This is a genomic window from Falsiroseomonas stagni DSM 19981 (assembly GCF_900114315.1).
GTDB classification, from domain to species: Bacteria; Pseudomonadota; Alphaproteobacteria; order Acetobacterales; family Acetobacteraceae; genus Falsiroseomonas; species Falsiroseomonas stagni.
On sequence record NZ_FOSQ01000009.1, the window covers coordinates 1 to 21573 of the forward strand.

20 protein-coding genes are annotated in these 21573 nt (G+C 70.2%); 9 read left to right on the forward strand and 11 right to left on the reverse strand.

Annotation, left to right across the window (positions count from 1 at the left end):
* Positions 1-344: transposase (locus BM041_RS20165; RefSeq protein ID WP_175534054.1), on the forward strand; the 344-nt coding region annotated here is incomplete at its 5' end.
* A 42-nt stretch (positions 345-386) separates the two neighbouring features.
* Positions 387-677, forward strand: coding sequence for a pantoate--beta-alanine ligase (locus tag BM041_RS20170; RefSeq protein WP_092961887.1), 291 nt, complete (start codon positions 387-389; stop codon positions 675-677).
* Between the two features lie 13 nt (positions 678-690).
* On the opposite strand, the gene BM041_RS20175 is transcribed toward BM041_RS20170, so the two are convergent.
* Both BM041_RS20175 and BM041_RS20180 read right to left on the reverse strand, forming a co-directional pair.
* A complete protein-coding gene (locus BM041_RS20175; protein ID WP_092961708.1) occupies positions 691-1485 on the reverse strand; it encodes a class II glutamine amidotransferase in 795 nt (264 codons plus the stop codon).
* Between the two features lie 72 nt (positions 1486-1557).
* Positions 1558-1911, reverse strand: coding sequence for a YraN family protein (locus tag BM041_RS20180; protein ID WP_245762184.1), 354 nt, complete (start codon positions 1909-1911; stop codon positions 1558-1560).
* Between the two features lie 53 nt (positions 1912-1964).
* Here BM041_RS20180 and ggt point away from each other — a divergent pair, with 53 nt between their 5' ends.
* Both ggt and BM041_RS20190 read left to right on the forward strand, forming a co-directional pair.
* Positions 1965-3644, forward strand: coding sequence for a gamma-glutamyltransferase (gene ggt / locus BM041_RS20185; RefSeq protein WP_092961710.1), 1680 nt, complete (start codon positions 1965-1967; stop codon positions 3642-3644).
* Positions 3645-3672: 28 nt separating this feature from the next.
* Complete coding sequence (locus BM041_RS20190; RefSeq protein WP_092961711.1) at positions 3673-4137, forward strand: CreA family protein; 465 nt, start codon at positions 3673-3675, stop codon at positions 4135-4137.
* 140 nt (positions 4138-4277) lie between these two features.
* Here BM041_RS20190 and BM041_RS20195 read toward each other — a convergent pair whose 3' ends face one another.
* The 6 genes from BM041_RS20195 to BM041_RS20220 form a co-directional block, all read right to left on the reverse strand.
* Complete coding sequence (locus tag BM041_RS20195) at positions 4278-5312, reverse strand: ABC transporter ATP-binding protein (protein WP_092961712.1); 1035 nt, start codon at positions 5310-5312, stop codon at positions 4278-4280.
* Positions 5305-6318 carry an ABC transporter ATP-binding protein gene (locus BM041_RS20200; protein ID WP_092961713.1) on the reverse strand — a complete coding sequence of 338 codons (1014 nt, stop codon included), beginning with the start codon at positions 6316-6318 and terminating at the stop codon, positions 5305-5307. The genes BM041_RS20195 and BM041_RS20200 overlap by 8 nt, the downstream gene beginning before the upstream one ends.
* Positions 6318-7238 (reverse strand): ABC transporter permease, encoded by a 921-nt coding sequence (locus BM041_RS20205; protein ID WP_092961714.1) that lies wholly within the window; start codon positions 7236-7238, stop codon positions 6318-6320. The genes BM041_RS20200 and BM041_RS20205 overlap by 1 nt, the downstream gene beginning before the upstream one ends.
* Positions 7239-7241: 3 nt before the next feature.
* A complete protein-coding gene (locus BM041_RS20210; protein WP_092961715.1) occupies positions 7242-8225 on the reverse strand; it encodes an ABC transporter permease in 984 nt (327 codons plus the stop codon).
* Between the two features lie 66 nt (positions 8226-8291).
* Positions 8292-9890, reverse strand: a complete 1599-nt coding sequence (locus BM041_RS20215; RefSeq protein ID WP_408735414.1) for an ABC transporter substrate-binding protein — start codon at positions 9888-9890, stop codon at positions 8292-8294.
* 105 nt (positions 9891-9995) lie between these two features.
* Complete coding sequence (locus tag BM041_RS20220; RefSeq protein WP_092961888.1) at positions 9996-11090, reverse strand: AI-2E family transporter; 1095 nt, start codon at positions 11088-11090, stop codon at positions 9996-9998.
* Between the two features lie 113 nt (positions 11091-11203).
* Here BM041_RS20220 and otnI point away from each other — a divergent pair, with 113 nt between their 5' ends.
* The 4 genes from otnI (at position 11204) to BM041_RS20240 (ending at position 14691) form a co-directional block, all read left to right on the forward strand.
* Positions 11204-11983 carry a 2-oxo-tetronate isomerase gene (gene otnI, locus BM041_RS20225; protein WP_092961717.1) on the forward strand — a complete coding sequence of 260 codons (780 nt, stop codon included), beginning with the start codon at positions 11204-11206 and terminating at the stop codon, positions 11981-11983.
* Positions 11984-11985: 2 nt separating this feature from the next.
* A complete protein-coding gene (locus BM041_RS20230) occupies positions 11986-12642 on the forward strand; it encodes a nicotinamidase (RefSeq protein WP_245762186.1) in 657 nt (218 codons plus the stop codon).
* Positions 12639-13526, forward strand: a complete 888-nt coding sequence (locus BM041_RS20235; protein ID WP_092961719.1) for a 2-hydroxy-3-oxopropionate reductase — start codon at positions 12639-12641, stop codon at positions 13524-13526. The genes BM041_RS20230 and BM041_RS20235 overlap by 4 nt, the downstream gene beginning before the upstream one ends.
* A 289-nt stretch (positions 13527-13815) precedes the next feature.
* On the forward strand, positions 13816-14691 hold the full coding sequence (locus BM041_RS20240) for a helix-turn-helix domain-containing protein (RefSeq protein WP_092961720.1): 876 nt from the start codon (positions 13816-13818) through the stop codon (positions 14689-14691).
* A 15-nt stretch (positions 14692-14706) separates the two neighbouring features.
* Here the strand turns inward: BM041_RS20240 and BM041_RS20245 are convergent, their stop codons facing one another.
* A complete protein-coding gene (locus BM041_RS20245; protein WP_092961721.1) occupies positions 14707-16500 on the reverse strand; it encodes a calcium-binding protein in 1794 nt (597 codons plus the stop codon).
* A gap of 86 nt (positions 16501-16586) precedes the next feature.
* The gene (locus BM041_RS20250) at positions 16587-19217 is read right to left on the reverse strand and encodes a bifunctional acetate--CoA ligase family protein/GNAT family N-acetyltransferase (protein ID WP_092961889.1); all 2631 of its coding nucleotides are present in this window, start codon (positions 19215-19217) and stop codon (positions 16587-16589) included.
* A gap of 126 nt (positions 19218-19343) precedes the next feature.
* Here BM041_RS20250 and BM041_RS20255 point away from each other — a divergent pair, with 126 nt between their 5' ends.
* Complete coding sequence (locus BM041_RS20255; RefSeq protein ID WP_092961722.1) at positions 19344-20303, forward strand: alpha/beta hydrolase; 960 nt, start codon at positions 19344-19346, stop codon at positions 20301-20303.
* A 77-nt stretch (positions 20304-20380) separates the two neighbouring features.
* Here BM041_RS20255 and BM041_RS20260 read toward each other — a convergent pair whose 3' ends face one another.
* Complete coding sequence (locus BM041_RS20260; RefSeq protein WP_092961890.1) at positions 20381-21544, reverse strand: amidohydrolase; 1164 nt, start codon at positions 21542-21544, stop codon at positions 20381-20383.
* Positions 21545-21573: the final 29 nt, after the last annotated feature.

Consider the following 21573-nt stretch of genomic DNA (forward strand, 5'->3'; position numbering starts at 1 on the left):
CGAACGGTGCCGCCATGTCGCTACACCTCGAAGAAATCAGCCGTCATGTCGCTCCAGGCGCCCATGCCGTCATCACTCTCGATGGCGCGGGCTGGCACCAGACCGGCGGCAAGCTCCAGGTCCCGGAGAACATCAGCCTGCTACCATTGCCGCCCTACTCGCCCGAGTTGAACCCGGTCGAGAACGTCTGGCAGTTCCTGCGCCAGAACCAGCTCAGCAACCGGGTCTACGAAACCTACGACGCTATCGTCGATGCGTGCTGCGATGCCTGGAACGCCCTCATCAACGATCCAAGCCGCATCACCTCCATCGCCACCCGCGACTACGCACAGGTCAACCGTTGAGGGCGTTGGTATGAGACGGTGCGGGAGGCCGATGGCCTGGCCATGTCATCCCGCAACATCCGCCTCAGCCCGGCGGAGCGCGCGCTGGCCCCCCTGCTGCCGAAGCTGATGCGCGATGCCCTGGACCGCATCGCGAATGGCGCGCCGCCCGACCCCGTGCTGACGGATGCGCAGGACCAGCTCCGCGCCGCCGGCTTCGCGCCGGACTACCTCGCGCTGGTGCAGCCCGAGACGCTGGCCCCCTGGCAATCCGGCCCCGGCCGCCTGCTGGCCGCGGCGCGGCTCGGCGATGTGCGGCTGCTGGACAACGTGGCACTGGCCGCCCCCGGCTGAGGGAAGCGCCCGGTCAGGCCGGCTGCGGTTCGGCCTGCGGCACCACGAAGGCGCGCAGTTCCGCCGCCGCATGGCGGGAGGCGATGAGCACGTGGTTCGGCGCGATCGCGCGCCATTCCTCAGGCCGGGCATCCACGGGCTCCGACACCACGATCACGTTGCCCTGGTGCTGCCGCCAGTACAGGGAGGGCGGCCTAGCGTCGGAAGACCAGCGGAAGCAGATCAGCCGCTCCCCGTCGCTGTAGGCGGCGGCGAAGCGCAGCGGTTGCCTGCTGCCCGCCGCGACCATCAGCGCCAGCACCCGCGCCAGGGTCCGCCCGATGGCGCCCACCGGATCGCGTTCCAGCCCATCGGCAAGGGCGGCCAGGAAGATCGCCTCCGTATCCCCGGTGCCGAGGCGGCTGCCATAGAGGTCGTCCGGGATCAGCTCCTCGATGCGCCGCTTGATGCGGTGGTAGTCGCCGACCTGGCCGTTATGCATGAACATGTGCTGGCCATGCCCGAAGGGATGGCAATTGGCCCGCGTCGTCGCCGTGCCCGTCGAAGCCCGCACATGCGCGAAGAAGAGGCGGGAGCGCACCTGCTCGCAGAGCGAGCGCAGATTCTCATCCGACCAAGCCGGCCGGATTTCGCGGTAGAGGCCGGGCTCCGGCCGCTCGGCGTACCAGCCCAGCCCGAAGCCATCGCCATTCGTGGGCGTCTTGCCCTCATCGGCATGCATGGCCTGGTGGACCAGCGAATGCGCAGGCGCGCAGACAAGATCGGCCAGGAAGATCGGTTCGCCCATATAGGCGAGGAAGCGGCACATCGTGCCTGCATATATCGCGGGCGTATCGGTCCCACAACGCGCGGCCGCGATGCCGCGCATCGGCCCGTCACCTCACCAGGCTCGGATCACATCGGCGATCCGCCGCACCCGCCCGGCCTGATCGACCAGCAGCAGGTCGAAGCGCACGCCCTGCGCCCCATGGCCCGGATTGGCCGCCATCCAGGCCTCCCCCGCCGCCAGCAACCGCGCCTGCTGGCGCGGGCCAAGCGCCACCGCGGCCTCCCCCAGCGTCGCACGCGCCTTCACCTCGACGAAGACCAGCAGCCCGTCGCGCTCCACGACCAGGTCGATCTCCCCGACCCCGGTGCGCACGCGCCGCGCGACTTCGCAAAAACCCTCGGCGGCCAGCGCGGCGCTGGCCTGGCTTTCGGCGTGCCGGCCCCGTCCTTCCGAGGCCCGGCGCATGACGGGGTCGCGCATCCTGTCCTAGGCTATCGCCGCCACACGCGGTGAACCACATGCGATTCGTCCTGCTGTTCGTCCTGGCCCTGGCGATCCCCGCCCAGGCGCAATCCCCGGCCCGCCGCCACATGGCCGCCACCGCCAGCCCGCCCGCGACGGAGGCGGCGCTTGAGATCCTGCGCGCCGGCGGCAGCGCGACCGATGCCGCCATCGCCGCCGCCGTCATGCTGACGCTCACGGAACCCCAGGCCGCCGGGATCGGCGGCGGCGGGCTGATGCTGCACTACGACAGCGAAAGCCAGGCCGTGACCGCCTGGGATGGGCGGGAGACCGCGCCCGCCGCCGCGACCCCCGGCCTGTTCCTCCGCCCCGATGGCACGCCCATGCCCTTCGCCCAGGCCATGGAGGGCGGCCGCAGCGTCGGCGTCCCGGGCCTGCTGCGGATGCTGGAAGCCGCCCATCGCGAACATGGCAAGCTGCCCTGGGCCCAGCTGATGGCCCCCACCATCCGCCTGGCCGAGCAGGGCTTCCCCGTCCCCCGCCGCCTGTCGGCCGCCGCGGCCGCCAATGCCGAGAGCCTGCGCCGCGACCCCGGCGCGCGGGCCTATTTCTTCGACGCGGATGGCAACGCGCACGCCCCCGGCACCATCCTCCGCAACCCCGCCCTGGCCGCGACGCTCCGTGCCGTGGCGGCGGAGGGCGCGGATGCCCTGCATCGCGGCCCCATCGCGCAGGACATCGCGGTGGCCGTCCAGGGCCACGCCAACCCCGGGGGCATGACGGAGGCCGACCTTGCCGCCTACCAGGCCCGGCGCCGCGATCCCGTCTGCGCGCCCTATCGCATCTACCGCCTCTGCGGCATGGGCCCGCCCAGTTCCGGCGCGGTCGCGGTCGGGCAGATCCTCGGCCTGCTGGAGCATTTCGACCTCCGCGGCCTCGCCCCCGGCAGCCTCGACGCCGCGCATCTGATCGGGGAGGCCGGGCGCCTGGCCTTCGCCGACCGCAACCTCTACCTCGCGGATGATGATTTCGTGCGCGTGCCGGTGCGCGGGCTGCTCGACCCCGCCTACATCACGGGCCGCGCCCAGATGATCGACCGCGACCGCGCCATGGCCCCGCCGCGGGCCGGCAACCCGCCCTGGCGCGACGCGGCGCTGGCGCCGCAGGTGAACGACTACGAAGCCGGGACCAGCCACATCACCATCGTCGATGGCTGGGGCGACATCGTCTCCATGACCACGACGATCGAGGCCGTGATGGGCGCCCGCATCTTCATCCGCGGCTTCCTGCTGAACAACGAACTCACCGACTTCAGCTTCATCCCCGAAGCGGATGGCCGCCCCGTCGCCAACCGCGTGGAGCCCGGCAAGCGGCCCCGCTCCTCCATGTCCCCCACCATCGTGCTGGATTCCGGCGGCCGCGCGGTGCTGGCGGTGGGATCGGCGGGGGGTGCGCGCATCATCGGCCATGTCGCGCAGTCCCTGATCGCCATGCTGGACTGGAACCTTCCGCCGGCGGAGGCGCTGGCGCTTCCGCGCATCGGCGTGGTCGGCACGGCGCTGACGGAGCTGGAGGCCGGCACCCCTGCGGCGGCGCTGGCCCCTGCCCTGGAAGCCCGCGGCCATCGCCCCGATGTGCGCGTCATCGAATCCGGCCTGACCGCCATCCGCATCACGCCGAACGGCCTGCTCGGCGCCGCCGACCCCCGCCGGGAAGGCGTCGCGATCGGTGACTGAAGGCGGGCGATTGAAGGAGAGAACGAGAATGCGCGCCCCCCTGCTGGCTGCCCTGCTGCTGCTGCCCCTGCCATCCCTGGCGCAGGAGACGCGGGAGATCGGCCATGTGAACACGGCCATCACCAATCTCGGCCTGACGCGCAGCCACCGCGTGGTGGTGGAGCGCTTCGACGATCCGGAGGTGCGCAACGTCTCCTGCTGGATCAGCCAGGCGCGCACCGGGGGCCTGTCCGGGATGCTCGGCGTCGCGGAGGACCCGGCCCGCTTCGCGCTGAACTGCGCCGCGACGGGCGCGGTGGAGATCCAGCCCGGCGCCAGGCGCGGCGACCGGGGGGAGGTGGTGTTCGAGAGCAACACCAGCCTGTTCTTCAAGGAGACCCGCGTGCACCGTTTCATCGATGAGGAGCGGAACACCGTGGTCTACCTGGCCTGGAGCACCCGGCTGATCGATGGCAGCCCCTACAACGCCGTGGCGGTGGTGCCGGTGCGCTGATCGCCCTCTTCCCCGGGATGGTGATGCGGGGATTGCTGAAAAACCCGGCGGTCCAGGGTCCCCCCGGACCCTGGCGAGGGGGTTGAAGGGGGAGCAGCGCTCCCCCTTGGACCGACCAGCACCGCCGGATAGGTGCCCCCCTACCCCACCGCCTCCACCAGCGGCGCGCCCATGCGGTCCCGCCCTTCCTCCACGGCGTGGCACGCCACCAGCGTCTGCTCGGTCCCCCGTGCCGCGATCATCGTCGGCATCTCCGCCTTGCAGCGGTCATTCGCCAGCGGGCAGCGCGGGTGGAAGGGGCAGCCGGAGGGCGGGTTGATCGGGCTCGGCACCTCGCCCCCCACCGGGATGCGCTGCCGGCCCGTCATCTCCAGGTCCGGAATCGCCTCCATCAGCGCGCGCGTGTAGGGGTGGCGCGGCGTCTCGAACAGCGTCTCCGCCGGCGCCAGCTCGACCAGCCGGCCCAGATACATCACGCCGACGCGGTCGCTGACCTGCCGCACCACGGCCAGGTTATGGCTGATGAAGAGGTAGGTGAGCCCCAGCCGCTGCTGGAGGTCCTTCATCAGGTTCAGTATCTGCGCCTGGACCGAGACGTCGAGCGCCGAGGTCGGCTCATCGCAGACCAGGAATTCCGGGTTGGAGGACAGCGCGCGGGCGATGGAGATGCGCTGCCGCTGGCCGCCCGAGAATTCATGCGGGAATTTCGCGCCATCCAGCGGGGAGAGGCCGACCTGCGTCAGCAACTGCCCGACCCGCGCCTCGATCTCCGCCTTGTCCTTGGTCAGGCCGAAGGCGCGGATCGGCTCCGCGATGATATCCTTCACCCGCCAGCGAGGGTTCAGGCTCGCATAGGGGTCCTGGAAGATCATCTGCATGCGGCGGCGCTGGGTGCTGTCCGCCCGCGCCTCCGCCAGATCCTTGCCGTCGAAGATCACGCTGCCGCGCGTCGGGCTGTAGAGGCCGACGACGAGCCGCGCCATGGTCGACTTGCCGCAGCCGCTTTCGCCCACCAGCGACAGCGTCGTGCCCTTCTGGATCGCGAAGGACACGCCATCCACGGCGCGCAGCATGCGCTTGCCCTCCCCGGCCAGCAGGCGCTGGATCGGCGGGCGGGAGACGTCGAAGAAGCGGGCGACGTCGATGGTTTCGAGCATGGGGGTCGCGTCAGCCATGGGCGGCACCCTCCGCGTCGCGCCCAGGGCGCGCGGTATCGGCGTAAAGCCAGCAGGCCGCCAGGTTACCCTCCGCCGGCATCAGTTCGGGCCGTTCCACCATGCAGCGATCGAACACCTTCGGGCAGCGGGGGTTGTAGGGGCAGCCCTTCGGGATGGCGGAGAGCCGCGGCATGGCGCCATCGATCTGCTGCATCCGTTCCAGCCGCCGGCTGACCGGCGGGATCGACCCCATGAGGCCCGACGAATAGGGATGCGCCGCGTGCTTCACCACGTTGCGCACCGCGCCGATCTCCACGATGCGGCCGGCATACATCACCGCGACGCGATCCGCCGTTTCCGCGATCACGCCCATGTCGTGGGTGACGAGCATCATCGCCGTCCCCTTCTCCCGCGCCAGGCGCTTGAGCAGGGCGATGACCTGCGCCTGGATGGAGACGTCGAGCGCCGTGGTCGGTTCATCCGCCACGATCAGCTTCGGCTCCGCGCAGAGCGCGAGGGCGATGACCACGCGCTGCCGCATGCCACCGGAGAATTCATGCGGGTAGCTGTCGATGCGCTGCGCGGCGGCGGGGATGCCGACGAGTTCCAGCCACTCGATCGCCTTGGCCCGCGCCTGCGCCGGGTTCAGCGGCAGGTGGGTCACCATCGTCTCGATCAGCTGCGCGCCGACGGTGTAGAGCGGGTTCAGCGTGGTCAGCGGGTCCTGGAAGATCGCGCCGATCTGCCTTCCCCGGATTTTTCTCAACTCCTGATAGGGCAAGTTATCGATCCGGCGCCCCTCCAGCAGGATCTGCCCGCCGGCGATGCGGCCGGGCGGTTCCAGCAGCCCGATGATCGCGGCACCGGTCATGGACTTGCCGGCGCCGGATTCACCGACCACGCCGAGCACCTCGCCCGGCGCGATGGAAAAGGACACGTCGTTCAGCGCGACCAGCGTGCCGCGCCGCGTCGGGAACTCGACCCGCAGGTTGCGGACTTCGAGAATGGGCTTCACGTCTGACATCACCGGAGCTTCGGGTTCAGGGCGTCGCGCAACCAGTCGCCCAGCAGGTTGACGGACAGCACCAGCACGATCAGCGCGATCCCGGGGAAGATGGTGATCCACCACTCGCCGCTGAACAGGAAGTCGTTGCCGATCCTGATGAGCGTGCCGAGGGAGGGTTGGGTCGGCGGCACGCCGACGCCGAGGAAGGAGAGCGTCGCCTCCGCCAGCACCGCGAAGCCGAGGTTCAGCGTCGCGATGACCAGCACGGGGCCGAGCACGTTCGGCAGCACATGCGTGATCATGATGCGGGACCGCGACAGGCCGATCACCCGCGCCGCCTGCACATATTCCTTGTTGCGCTCTACCAGCGTCGATCCGCGCACGGTGCGGGCGAAGGACGGCCAGTTGGAGATGCCGATGGCGAAGATCACGACATAGAGCGCGATCTGGTCATGCACCTCACGCGGCAATGCCGCGCGGACGACGCCATCGATCAGCAGCGCGACGAGAATCGTCGGGAAGGTCAGCTTGATGTCGGCGATGCGCATCAGCACCGCATCGACGGTGCCGCCGATATACCCCGCCGCCAGGCCGACCGTGATGCCGACGGAGACGGAAAGCAGCACCGCGCAGAAACCCACCAGCAGCGACACCCGCGCGCCATACATGATGGCGGAGAGCACGTCGCGCCCCTGGTCGTCGGTGCCGAGCAGGTAGACGGGGTCGCCTTCATCCGTCCAGGCCGGCGGCTTGAAGGCATCCATCAGCTGCAGCGAGGCCAGGTCGAAGGGGTTGTGCGGCGCGATCCAGGGCGCCAGCACCGCGCCGCCGATGCAGATGAAGGCGACGATGGCGGAAGCCACCGTGATCGGCGACCGGGTGAAGGAATACCAGATGTCGCTGTCGAAGAAGCGCGCCACGGCGCCTTGGGTAGCCATGGTTCAGTGCCCCCCCTTGCCGCCGCCGATGCGCAACCGGGGGTCCACGGCGTAGTAAAGCAGGTCCACGATCAGGTTGATGGTGACGAACATCAGCGCGATCAGCAGCAGGTAGGCGGACATCACGGGAATATCGGCCGCACCCACGGACTGGATGAACAGCAGGCCCATGCCGGGCCACTGGAACACCGTCTCCGTCACGATGGCGAAGGCGATGATGGCGCCGAGCTGGAGGCCCGTGATGGTGATGACCGGCACCAGCGTGTTCTTCAGCGCATGGCCGAAATGCACGGCGCGGTTCGTCAGCCCCCGCGCGCGGGCGAATTTGATGTAGTCGGTGCGCAGCACTTCAAGCATCTCCGCCCGCACCAGGCGCATGATGAGCGTCAGCTGGAACAGGCCGAGCGTGATGGAGGGCAGGATCAGCGCCTTCAGCCCCGACCAGGTGCCAAGACCCGTACTCCACCAGCCCCAGCGGATCGTGTCGCCGCGGCCGAAGCTCGGCAGCCAGCCCAGCCAGACGCTGAAGGTCAGGATCAGCAGGATGCCGATCAGGAAGGTCGGCAGGGATACGCCGATCAGGCTGAAGGTCAGGAAGAAGCGGGACAGCCAGGAATTGCGATAGAGGCCGGTATAGACCCCCATCGGCACGCCGATGGCCAGCGCCAGCGCGGCGGCGCAGAGCGCCAGTTCCAGCGTCGCCGGCGCGCGTTCCGCGATCAGATCCGCGACCGGCCGTGACAGGCGGTAGGACAGGCCGAATTCGCCCTGCGCCGCATTCACGACGAATTTGAAGAACTGCACGAAGAAGGGCTGGTCCAGACCCAGGTCGGCGATCAGCTGCGTGCGCTGCGCTTCCGTGTAGTCCTGGCCGAGCATGATGGCGACGGGATCGCCGACATAGGCGAACATCGCGAAGGACAGCAGCGCCACCGTCAGCATGACGGGTAGCGCCTGCAGCACGCGGCTGACGATGAAGGCGAACAAGGGCGGTGGGTTCCTTCAAGTGATCCGGGGCGCGCGCGGCCATGCCGTGCGCGCCCCGGGGCAGGATCAATCGACGCGCGCGAAGCGGAAGAAGGGCTGGTTGTTCGCGGCGTGGGGGACGTGGACGTTGCCGCGCATCGCCCAGGGGATCATCTGGTGGTGCAGCGGGATGTGGGGCACGTCCTCCCGGTACAGGCGCAGCGCCTCGTGGATGGCGGCGGTGCGGCTTTCCCCGGTCTCGGTCTTCATGCGCTGGATCAGGGCGTCCATGCGCGGGTTGGAATAGCGGCCATAGTTCCAGATGCCATCGCCCTGCGCGCCGTTGCGGGTCGCGACCAGGGACTGGAAGGAATACAGCGCATCCAGCGCCGGCACGCCCCAGCCGAGCAGATAAACACTGACGTCATCGCGCTGGATCTGCGCGAAGAAGGGCGCCAGCGGCTGCGCGCGAACGCTGGTCCGCACGCCGATCCGCGCCCACATCGCCGCGATCGCCTGGCAGATCTGCTCGTCATTGATGTAGCGGTTGTTCGGGCAGTCCAGCGTGATGCCGAAGCCCTGGGGGTAGCCGGCCTCCGCCAGCAGCGCGCGGGCGCGGGCGGGGTCGAAGGGCAGGCGCACATCCTCGGCCGCCGTGTAGCCATTCACCTGCGGCGGGAAGAAGGTGCCGGTCGGCACGCTGAAGCCGCGCATCGTGGTGCGATGGATCGCCTGGATGTCGATGGCGTGATACAGCGCCTGGCGCACCCGCAGATCCTTCATCGGGTTGCGACCGCGGACATCGCTGTACAGCAACTCATCGCGATAGGTGTCCATCGCGAGGAAGATGGTCCGGATCTCCGGCCCCTCCACCACGCGGATGTTCGGCGCGTTGCGCAGCCGCGCCAGGTCCTGCAGTGGCGGGTCGAGGACGAAATCGACCTCCCCCGACAGCAGCCCCGCGATTCGCGTGGCGTCGGAGGCGATCGGGCGGAACACCAGTTCCTGGATGTTGGAGGTCAGGTTGTCCGGCTCCCGCCAGCCATACCAATCCTCGTTCCGGCGCATCACGGTCCGCACATCGCCTTCGCGCGACACCAGGCGGAAGGCGCCCGTGCCGTTGGCGTTGCGGACGGTGTGCATCTCCTCCCGCGCCCTTGTGTTCTGCGGGCGCGTCGCGTTGTGCTTCTCCAGCCATGAGCGGGACGCGATGTATACGGAAGCCAGCTTGTTCGGCAGGATCGGGTCCGGGAGCTTCAGGACGATGTCGACGGTGAAGTCATCGACCTTCTCCGCGCGCTCCACCGTATCGACGAAGATGCCGAAATTGGAGGTCGGCATCAGCGCCCGCTGGATGCTGAACACCACGTCATCGGCCGTGAAGGCCTCGCCCTCATGGAACCGCACGCCCTGGCGGAGCGTCAGGCGCCAGCGCGTCGGCTCCACCGCCGTCCAGGCCGTGGCCAGGCCGGGGCGCAGCGTGAGGTCCGCGTTGCGAGTTATCAGCGTGTCGTACATCTGCTGCAGGATCATCGCGACCGTGCCGATGTTCTGGCTGTGCGGGTCCAGCGTGTTCGCATCCCCGCTCGCCGACCATCGCACGGTGCGGTTCTGCGCCTGCGCATCCCCGGCCATCACGCCCAGGCCGAGCCCGGCGCCCAGCACCGCGGCGGCAGCCAACAACATCCTTCGCATCACCCGGAAACTCCCCCTTCGCATCGCGGATCGTGCGTCCGCGTCTGTGAAGCCCCGGTCATTATCCCGGCGCGATGGCAGGGGGAAGCCCGATGTTCAGCCTGCCCGGCCGGGCGGGGTGGCCGGCGCGCCGGCCGTTGCCCAATCCTTCAGCAGCGTATAGCCCACGGCGAGCAGGACGGGCCCCAGGAACAGCCCCAGGATGCCGAAGGCCAGCACGCCCCCGATCGCGCCCAGCAGCGTCAGCAGCAGCGGCAGGTCGGCGCCCCGGCTGATCATCCAGGGGCGGATGAAGTTGTCCACCGACGAAATCCCCCCCGCCCCATAGACCAGCATGAAGAACCCCCACCCCGTCTGCCCCTGGGTGAACAGCCAGATGGTCGCCGGAATCCAGACCACCGGTGCCCCGATCGGCAGGATGGAGATCACCCCCGCCACCACGCCCAGCAGCACCGGCTGTGGCACCCCCGCCAGCCACAGCCCGAAGGTCGTCATGGCCCCCTGCACCACGGCCGTGCCGAGCAGCCCATAGACCACGCCGCGGGTCACATCCCCCGTCAGCTGCATCAGGCGCCGGGTCCGCGGGCCGGCCAGCTTCTCCATCACCCGCTCCGCCTGCGCCGCCATGGCGGGCCCGTCGCGGTAGAAGAAGAAGGCCAGGAAGATCGCGAGCAGCAGCTCCGCCAGCCCCGACAGCACCGCCAGCAGCAGCGACAGCGCGTTGGTCGCGATGGTTCCCGCGAAGGGCTTCACCGCATCGAACAGCCCGGCGAAGGTGGAATCCCAGCCCTCCAGGTAGCTGCGCGCCGTCTCCCCCACATAGGGCAGGGTGCCGAGCCAGGTGACGAAGTTCGGCAGTCCTTCCAGCAGCAGTTGTTCCACACTGGTCCGCAGGCCCTCGATCTCCTCCCGGCTGGTCGGCGTGGCGAAGACCAGCGGCAGGCCGATCAGGATGAATTCCAGCGTCACCATCACCATGGCGGCCTTGCCGGGCGACAGGCCGGTGCGTTCGCGCAGCAGCCGGAAGGCGGGCCAGGTCGTGAAGGCCAGGATCATCGCCCAGAGCAGGGCGGACACGAAGGGCCGCAGCACCAGGAAGCAGCCCGCCCCCAGCAGGGCCAGCGCGAACAGCCCCAGCAGCCGGGCGGGTCGGATCGTATCCTGGTCCATGGTCACTCCGAGGCGGGACATGACAGCCATAGCGGAACCACCGTCCGAGTGCAGCAGCAACCCCGCCACCCGCCGCCGGGCTTGCCCGGCCCAGCCCCCCGGGGCATCACAACCCCAGGGACAGGAGACAGACCATGCCGCGCTTCGCCGCCAACCTCTCGATGATGTTCAACGAAGTGCCCTTCCTCGACCGGTTCGAGGCCGCGGCCAAGGCCGGCTTCAAGGCGGTCGAGTTCCTCTTTCCCTATGATTTCGCCGCCGCCGACATTGCCGCCCGCCTGAAGGACAACGGCCTGCAGCAGGTTCTGTTCAACGCCCCCCCTGGCGACTGGACGAAGGGGGAGCGTGGCCAGGCCGCCCTGCCCGGCCGTCAGGCCGAGTTCCGGGAAGGATTCAAGCGCGCCCTCGACTACGCCGCCGCGCTGTCCTGCCCCCGCATCCATGTCATGTCCGGCCTGGCCCCCGCCGGCGTGGCGCATGACAGCATGACCGGCACGCTCGCCGCCAACCTGGCCTGGGCCGCCGAACAGGCGAACCCCGCCGGCGTGAAGCCGGTGATCGAGCCGATCAACCACCGCGACATCCCCGGCTTCTTCCTCAACACCCTGGCCCAGGGCGCCGCGGTGATCGAGGCCGTGGGCCCCGACAAGGTCGGCCTGCAATTCGACCTCTACCACTGCCAGATCACCGAAGGTGACCTGGTGAAGCGGGTGGAGAAGTACCTGCCCATCACCGCCCATATGCAGGTTGCCGACAATCCCGGCCGGAACGAGCCCGGCACCGGCGAGGTGAACTGGCCCTTCGTCTTCAAGAAGATCGACGAACTCGGCTTCCGCGGCTGGATCGGCTGCGAATACAGGCCGGCGGCGGAGACGGTGGCCGGCCTCGGCTGGTTCGCCCCCTACAAGGGCTGACGGTGCGCCCGGCCCTGCATGCGGAGGAGGATGTGCTGCTGGTCGTGGACCCGCAGCCCACCTTCATGGCGCTCTGCCCCGATGAACTGCCGGTGCCGGGGGCGGAGGCGGTGATCCCCGTCATCAACCGCATCCTGGCCGGCCCCATCGCCCGCGCCGTTGTCACGCAGGACTGGCACCACCCGCGGCACCTCTCCTTCGCCAGCCAGCATCCCGGCAAGCGGCCGCTGGAGACGGTGGACCTGCCCTATGGCACCCAGGTGCTGTGGCCGGACCACGGCGTGCGCGCCACACCCGGCGCCGCCATCCACCCCGCCCTCGACCAGGCCAAGGTCGTGATGATCCTCCGCAAGGGTTTTCGCCAGGCCATCGACAGCTATTCCGGCTTCCGGGAGAACGACCGGCAGACCGGCACGGGCCTCGCGGAATGGCTGCGCGCGGTCGGCGCCAGGCGCCTGTTCATCGCCGGCATCACCCGCCCCTATTGCGTGGACTGGACGGCGGAGGACGCCGCCGCCGCGCGGTTCGAGACCTGGGTGGTCGAGGATGCCTGTGCCCGCCTCGGCCCCGACGACGCCCTGGATGCCAGCCGCGCCCGGCTGGAAGCCCAGGGCATCCGCTTCACCACCGCCGACACGCTTCACGGAGAGAACGCATGAACATCGGATTCCTCGGCCTCGGCATCATGGGCCGCCCCATGGCGGGCCACCTCAAGGCCGCCGGCCATGACGTGACGGTGGTGGAGCGCCGCTCGCTCACCGCCGAGGACCGCGCGAATTTCGCCGTGGCGCCGACCGCCGCCGCCGTCGCCGCGGGCGCCGAGATCGTCATCCTGATGGTCCCCGACACCCCTGATGTCGAAGCTGTGCTGTTCGGTGCGAACGGCGTTGCCGCCGGCCTCAAGCCCGGCACCCTCGTCATCGACATGTCGTCCATCAGCCCCACGGCGACGAAAATCTTCGCGGAGAGGATCAAGGCGCTGGGCGGCGAATACCTCGATGCCCCGGTCTCCGGCGGCGAGGTCGGCGCGAAGAACGCCGCGCTGACCATCATGGTCGGCGGCGCCCAGGCCAGCTTCGACCGCGCGCTGCCGGTCTTCGAGAAGATGGGCAAGAACATCACCCTCGTCGGCACGGAGAACGGCGCCGGCCAGACCTGCAAGGTCGCCAACCAGATCATCGTGGCGCTCACGATCGAGGCGGTGGGCGAGGCCCTCGTCTTCGCCTCCAAGGCGGGCGCCGATCCCGCCAAGGTGCGCCAGGCGCTGATGGGCGGCCTCGCCACCTCCCGCATCCTGGAACTGCACGGGGAGCGGATGATCAAGCGCACCTTCGCCCCCGGCTTCCGGATCGAACTGCACCAGAAGGACCTGGCGCTGGCGCTCTCCGCCGGCAAGGAACTCGGCGTCGCGCTGCCCAACACGGCCTCCACCGCCCAGCTCATGGCGTCCTGCGCCGCGATGGGCGGCGGCGCCTGGGACCATTCCGGCCTGGTGAAGGCGCTGGAGACGATGGCCGCCCACAAGGTCGCCCCGGACGCCTGAGGCCGGACGCCCTTCAACCCGCCTAAATCCGGATCAATCCCATGATTGATCCGGATCACTCCATCCATTGGGTCCAGAAGAACGCCGCGGTCAGGTCCATCCCGCCGTGCAAACTCGCCGGTAGTACACAACCTAGAGCGGCATTCTCCCATATGCCGATACAATTTTTCCGCGTTTTTCACGTTGCATCCGGCGTAAATGTCCCGCATTTTCGCGTCCGGACGACGCCTGTGAGATTCTGTCTCCTGCGCGTGGTTGTGTCTTGCTGGTGCGACCTACGGGGGATTGCATGCGCTTCGCTGATATCGGGCAGCAGCTGAGGGCCTATCGCCTGGAATCCGGCCTGCGGGCGGAGGAGATCGCCGCACGCCTCGGCGTCTCCCGCGCCGCGCTCTATCGGTACGAGAAGGGCGAGGTCATCAAGCTGGATACGATCCGGCGCCTGGCGGAACTGTTGAAGATCTCGCCGCTCTCGCTGCTCGGCATCGGGGTCGAATACTTCGCGCGCCCCCTCGCCTTCCAGGAACGCCTCCGCCAGGTGGAGGAACAGGCCGACCAGATCCTCATCGTCGGCGGCGCCTATTGCTACCAGGTCACCAGCGATGCCTTCGACGGCGCCGTGGGCGAAGCCTGGACGGAAGCCGCGGATGCGGCGCCGGAGCGGATGCAGGCGCGCGCCAGCGCCGACCAGGCGCTCGGCCTCCTCGCCGCCCGCAAGCGCCTCCATGCTTCCCGCCGCCCCACCATCATCGCCATCCTGAGCGAGGCCGCGCTGAAGCGCTTCCTGTCGGAAGGCGTCGCCGCCGGCCTCACCGTGCCGGAACGCACCCGCCAGCGCTGCCTCGCCGCGGCGCGGCAGGAAGCGGAAGCCATCGCCGCCATGATGGAAAGCGTGCCCATCGGCGTACAGCTCGGCATCGCGACAGGGGCGGAGCCCTCGGGCGGCTTCATGGTCATGCGCGGGCGGGAACGTGCCCATGTCGTGGCCGGCCCCTTCCCCGCCGACACGCCCCCCAATGGCGGGCTCGGCGTCGGGTCCATCACCGCGGCGGATGAAGCGGTGGCGGCGCACCAGCGCGTGGCGGAAGTCGCCTGGCGCGATGCGCTGAAGGGCGCGGCCGCAGCCCAGCGCGTCCGCGACCTCATCAAGGCCACGGGCGGCTGAACGGCGCCCCGCCGGCTACAGGATCAGGTCGCTGGCGTTGATCCTCGGCACGCCCTGGATGGCGACGACGAACTCCGCGGTGGCGAAATCGCCATCCGTGTTCACCCACAGCAGCCCGGCCTTGTCGCGGAACGAATATTCGTAGCGGACCTGGCCGGCGGCGCCGAAGCCGAGATTGCCGATGAAGTCGAGCGTCGGGACCCCCGCCACGGCGGCGAGGCCCGAAAGGTCGATCCGGTCGCCGGACACGCGGCTGAAATCGGCGATCAGGTCCGCCTCCTTCGCCACCAGCTCCAGATCCGCATCGTAATAGGCACCCGCCGCATCGGCGGTGGCGGAGGTGGAATCGGAAAGCACCGCGAAGCGGAACATGTCGGACCCGCTGCCGCCGACAAGCACGTCGCGCCCCTCGCCACCCGCCAGGGTGTCGTTGCCGCTGCGCCCCTCCAGCCGGTTCGCGGCCACGCTGCCGATCATCACGTTGCCCGCATCATTGCCGATGCCGACCACGGCGCGCGCGCCCAGCAGGGTCAGGTCCTCCACATTGGCCGCCAGGCTGAAGGACAGCGTCGCGATCACGCCGTCACGCCCGCCACCCAGCGCCTCGATCACCTGGTCCTTCGCGTTGTCGACCATGTAGAGGTCGTCACCCGCGCCACCCTTCAGCAGGTCGGCGCCCGCGCCGCCATCCAGCGTATTCGCCCCGGCATTGCCCTCGATGGCGTTTGACAGCGGGGTGCCGGTGCCAGCCACGTCGGCGCTGCCGGTCAGCACCAGGTTCTCGATGTTGTCGGTCAGCACATAATCGGCGCCGATACGCACCGTGTCGATGCCGCCGCGCGCCGTCTCCACCACCACGTCGCTGGTGCTGTCGAGGACGTAGGTATCGTTGCCCTGGCCGCCTTCCAGCGTATCCGCGCCGAGCCCGCCATCCAGCCAGTTCGCCGCCGTGCTGCCGGTGATGAGGTTGTCGAGGTCGTTGCCGATGCCGCGGATGGCGGTGGCCGCCGTCAGCACCAGCTTCTCCACATGCGCCGCCAGGGTGAAGGAGATGGTGGCCCGGACGACATCAGCCGTCCCCTCCCCATCCGCTTCCACGACCAGGTCGCGCGCATGGTCGACGATGTAGGTGTCGTTCCCGTCGCCGCCGATCAGCGTATCGGCGCCGCCGCCGCCATCCAGCCGGTTGTCGCCGATCGTGCCGGTGATCTCGTTCGCCAGTTCGTTGCCGGCGCCACGGATGGCGGCCCCTTCCAGGGCCAGCTTCTCGATGTAGCGGCCGAGCGTGAAGTCGACGCTGGAGAAGACGATATCCGTGCCGTTGCCATCCACCTCGATGACGCGGTCGCCGGCATCGTCCACATGGTAGGTATCGGAACCGAGGCCGCCCGCCATCGTGTCCGCGCCCGCGCCGCCATCGATGTCATTGGCCGCGACATTGCCGGTGATGCGGTTCGCCAGGGCGTTGCCCCTGCCGTCCGCGGCGGCACGGCCGGTCAGCACCAGGTTCTCGACATTGTCGGCGGCGCCGAGGTCGAAGGTGCCGGAGGAGAGGACGTTGTCGATGCCGCCGCCCGCGGCTTCGATGATCCTCGCCGTCGTGCCGCTGATCACGAAGGTGTCGTTGCCCGCGCCACCATCCAGCGTATCCGCACCGATTCCGGCGATCAGGCTGTCATTGCCCGCATTGCCGTAGAGGACGTCGTCGCCGATCGTGCCCGTCAACGTGTCGTTGTAGCGGGACCCGCGGAGCGTAATGCCGGACGGCGCCGCCGCCGCAACCCCGCCCGGGCCAATAACGACTGTCATGATAGCCTCTGGTGAAGAATGAGGCCCTGTCGTCGCGCCGCGATATCACCAGAACTTGAACAGTATCGGGATGATCCGGCAGACCGTCACACGGCGCGCCGCGCCTCCACCACATCCTCATCCTCGGGACTGCGCTTCACGCTGAATCCCAGCGATTTCACGAAGGCCAGCATCGGCGCATTGTCGGCCAGCACGCTGCCGACCACGGTGCGGATGCCGGCTTCCGGCGCCCAGTCGAACAGGCGCTGCATCAGCGCCCGGCCGAGTCCCTGCCCCTTCATGCTGCCATCGACGACGACGGCGAATTCCCCCGTCTCCCCATCCGGCTCGCGGATGAGGCGGGAGACGCCGAGCATCTCCTCCCCCCCATCGGCCAGGGGGCGGATGGCGACAAAGGCCATCTCCCGGTCGTAGTCGATCTGCGTCATGCGGGCGATCTGCACCCGCGGCAATTCCCGCAACTGGCTGAAGAAGCGGTAGCGGATGTCCTCCGGCGTCAGCCGCCGGAAGAAGGCGGCATGGGCTTCCGCATCCTCCGGCCGTATCGGGCGGACCAGCAATTCCTCCCCACCCCGGCTGCGCCAGGGCGCCATCCACTCCTCGGGATAGGGCGGCACGGCCAGCAGCGCCCGCTCCCCCGCCGGGCGCAGATCGAGCGCCGCATCCACCGCCAGCACGCCCTCCGCATCGGCGAACAGCGGGTTGATGCCGATGGTCGCGACCTCCGGATAGTCGATGGCGATCTGGGACAGGCGGACCAGCGCCTCCACCACCGCCTCCATCGCCACCGGCTTGTGGTCCCGGTAGCCCGCCAGCAGCCGGGCCGCCCGGGTCCGGCCGATCAAGGCGCGGGCCAAAGTGTGGTTCAGGGGCGGCAGGTCGAAGCCTTCATCCTCCAGCAGATCGGCCGCGGTGCCGCCCATGCCGAAGCCGATATGCGGGCCGAACATCGGGTCATCGCCGAGTCGAAGCCGCAATTCCTGCGCCCGCATCGCCTGGCGCTGCACCAGGAAGCCCGAAAGCCGCGCGCCCGGCCGTTCCGCCTTCACCCGCGCGATCATCGCCATCGCCGCTTCCCGCACCGCGATGGTGCTGCGCAGGCCAAGGGCGACGCCGCCGATCTCCGTCTTGCGCGCCACCTCCGCGCTGCGGAGCTTGAGCACGACGGGAAAGCCCAGCCCCGCCGCGGCCGCGACGGCCTGGTCCACCGTCTGCGCCACGCGCCCCTGCACCACCGGCAGGCCATAGGCCGCCAGGACGGACAGCGCCTCGTCCTCCGTCAGAGAAAGCCGCCCTTCCGCCCGCACCCGGGCGAAGAGCGCGGTGACGCTGGCCCGGTCGGGCCGCAGCGCCAGCACCTGGCGGCCCGGCAATTCCGCCGCCGCCGCCCTGTTCTGCCGGTCATGCAGCAGGTGCAGCGCGCCGCGCACCGCCGCTTCGGGGGTGGGGAAGACCGCCAGGCCCGCGGCCGCCAGCGCCGCGCGCTGGGCGCCGGCCGTCTGCTGCCCGGCCCAGCACACCAGCACCGGCGCGCGCCGCGTGGCGCGGGCGGCGGCGGACAGCGCGGCGCCGACCGTCACCGGATCCTCCCCCGGCACAGGGGCATGGACGGCGATGACGGCATCGACCTCCGGCAGCCCCGCCAGCATCGAAGCGGCCTCCCCCAGCGTGGTGCCGGCGCGGGGGCCGAGGGTGATGGGGTTCCGCCCCGTCCAGCCGCCACCGATGCCGATGCGAAGCGCCGAGAGCGCCGCCTCCGGCAACTCCGCCAGCCGCGCGCCCCCGGCCAGCACCGCATCGGCCGCCATCAGCCCGAGTCCCGTGGCGTTCCCCACCACCGCGATCCGGTCCCCCGGCCCGCCGGCGGGGTTCAGCTTGACGCGCGCCAGCGTCTCCGCCGCCGAGAGCAGGTCATCGAGCCCCGCGACGCGCAGCACGCCGGCGCGGCGCAAGGCGGCCTCCATCACCGCATCGGTGACGCCGGAGGGATCGTCCATCCGCCCGCCCGCGCGGATCGCCACCACCGGGCGGCTCCGCGCCGCCGCGCGGGCGGCGGAGATGAAGACGCGGCGATTCTTGATGCGCCGGAGGTCGAGCAGGATGGCCGCCGTGCCGGGGTCCCGCGACAGCCAATCCAGCGCATGGGCAAAGCCGAGATCGGCATTGCCGCCGATGCCGATCACATGGCTGAAGCCCACGCTTTCGGCCTCCGCCCAATCCAGCACGGCGCGGGCCAGGGCGGAGGATTGGCAGACCAGCGCCAGCTTCCCCAAGCGGGGCGTGAGATGCGAGAGCGAGGCATTCAGCCCGATCGCCGGCACGCAGACGCCGAAGCTGCCCTGCCCCAGCGCCCGCACCCCCGTCCGCTTCGACAGCGCCATGAGGTCCGGCGCCTGGCCCGGCACGATGGCGGCGTGGCAGCCCCGCGCCGCCAGCGCCAGCATGGCGCCTTCCAGCGCCTCCGGGGCCAGGGACAGCACGGCGAGGTCCGGAACCTCCGGCAATTCCGCGATGGAGCCCGCCGGCATCAGGCCCTCCGCCGCCATGCCGACCGCGAAGAGGCTGCCCTTGAAGCCGCCCGCGGCCAGGTTGGCGGCGAGCACGGCGGAGATCGCCAGCGCGGGGTCCGCCACCAGCGCCACGCAGCGCGGGCGGTACAGCGCTTCCTCATGGAATCGCCCGGCGGGGCGGCGGATCAGGGTGGTAGAGAGGCTCATGGTGCGGCGCAGCATGGCCATGGCCGGGGGCCCGGCACAACCGACGATGTCGGGGGCCTGACGGGGGCTTGCGGCATGGCGCGTTAACGCTTCCGATGACGGCACAGAGGAAACCAGGACGCCATCATGCCCGCACCGGACCCGCGCTGGGACCCCGAAATGCTCGCCTTCCAGTCGCTGATGGAGGCCGAGGGCGCGAAGCTGCCGCCCATCACCCTGACGCTGCCGCTGGACGAGGCGCGGGCGATCACGGAGGCGCTGAACATTCCCCTCGCCGCCGGCGGCCCCGCCATGGCGGAATCGGGCGACCGCTGGCTGCCGGTGCGCGGCCGCCGCCTGCAATGCCGCCTCCACAAGCCGACCGCCGCGGCGGGCCTGCCCGTGCTGGTCTACATCCATGGCGGCGGCTTCGTCTGGAACAGCATCGACACGCATGACCGGCTGATGCGCGAATACGCCGCCGGCGGCGGCTGCGCCGTGATCGGGCCGGACTACGCGCTCTCCCCCGAAGCCGCCTTCCCGCAGGCGCTGGAGGAATGCGCGGCGGTGGTGCGCTGGGTGGCGAAGCACGGGGCCGAATGGGGCCTCGACCCCGCCCGCATCGTCATCGGCGGGGACAGCGCGGGCGCCAACCTCGCCATGGGCGTCGCGCTGCTGCTGCGGGAGACGGATCCGGCCCTGAAGCTCCGCGGCCTGCTGCTGAACTACGGGGTCTTCGACGCCGATCTCGACACGCCCTCCTACCGGGAATTCGCGGAGGGCTATTTCCTGACGCGGGAGAAGATGCGGTTCTACTTCGACTGCTACCTGCCCCGCGCCGCCGACCGGCTGAACCCGCTGGCGAGCCCGCTGCGCGCCGACCTCCGCGGCCTGCCGGATTGCCTGCTGCACATCAGCGAACTCGATGTGCTGGCGTCGGAGAATTACGCCATGGGCGATGCGCTCCGCGCCGCGGGGGTGGCGGTGGAGCAGACGGTCTTCCCCGGCACGGCGCATGGCTTCCTGCGGTCGCTGAACCATGTCGCGGCGGCGCGGCGGGCAGCGAGCGAGGGCGGCGCCTGGCTCGGGCGCGTGCTGGGGGGCTGACGGACAGGGCCGGCCAGACCGGTCGGCCGCCTCTCACGCCAGAGGGCCGAAACGGCTTCCAGGCCGTGCCGGCGCGATCAGCCGCCGGCCAGGGCCCGCTTCGCGACCTCGGCCAGGAAGCCGCTCGCCACCGGCAGGACCTCGTCGTTGAAGTCGTAGCGGGGGTTGTGCAGCTCCCGCCCATTCTCGGCGGGGCCGTTGCCGATCCAGACGAAGGCGCCGGGCACCTCCTTCAGGAACCAGGAGAAATCCTCCCCGGTCATGGCCGGCGGCACGTCGCGCCGCAGCGGCGCCACGGCGGCGGCGGCGGCGGCGGCCAGGTCCCGTTCCGCCGGGTGGTTGGCCGTGACCTCCACGCCCTGGCGCCAGTTCACCGCGGCCTCCACGCCGCAGGTCGCGGCGATGCCATGCGCCACGCGGTGCAGGCCGTCCTTGATCGTCACGCCGGCGCTGTCGGCCAGCCAGCGGGCGGTGCCGCGCAGCGTCACGCGGGCGGGGATCTGGTTCTGCGCCTCGCCACCTTCCACGATCGTCACGCTCACCACCCCGCCGGCCAGCGGGTCCACGTTGCGGCCGACCACGGATTGCAGGGCGACGATGCAATGCCCCGCCGCCACCATCGGGTCGCGGGACAGGTGCGGCAGCGCGGCATGGGCGGCGTGGCCGTCGAAGACGATGTCGAAGCGCGCGCCGGCCGCCATCACGGCCTTGTCATGCACCGCGATGGTGCCCGCGGGCAGGCCCGGCCAATTGTGCCAGCCGAAGATCCGGTCCATCGGGAAGCGCTGGAACAGCCCTTCCTGCACCATGCCGATGGCGCCGCCGCCGCCTTCCTCCGCGGGCTGGAACACCAGGTGGACGGTGCCCGACCAGCCCGGGTCCGCCAGCAGCAGCCTGGCCGCGCCCAGCAGCGCCGTGGTGTGCCCGTCATGCCCGCAGGCATGCATCACCCCGGGGATGGTGCTGCGATGGGGCAGGCCGTCATTCATCTCCTGGATCGGCAGCGCGTCCATGTCGCCGCGCAGGCCCACGCTGCGATTGCCGCCCCCGGTTCCGCCGCCCCGCCGCAAGGTCGCCACCACGCCATGGCCCGCGAAACCGGCGGTAATCTCCTCCACCCCCATCTCCCGCAGCTTCGCCACGACGAAGGCGGCGGTGTCGCCTTCCTGCAGCGTCAGCCCCGGATGGGCATGGAGGTGGCGGCGCCAGGCCGTGAGCGTGTCGGCGAATGCGGTGTCCATGTCATAGTGGTAGCCGCTTCGCATGCCAG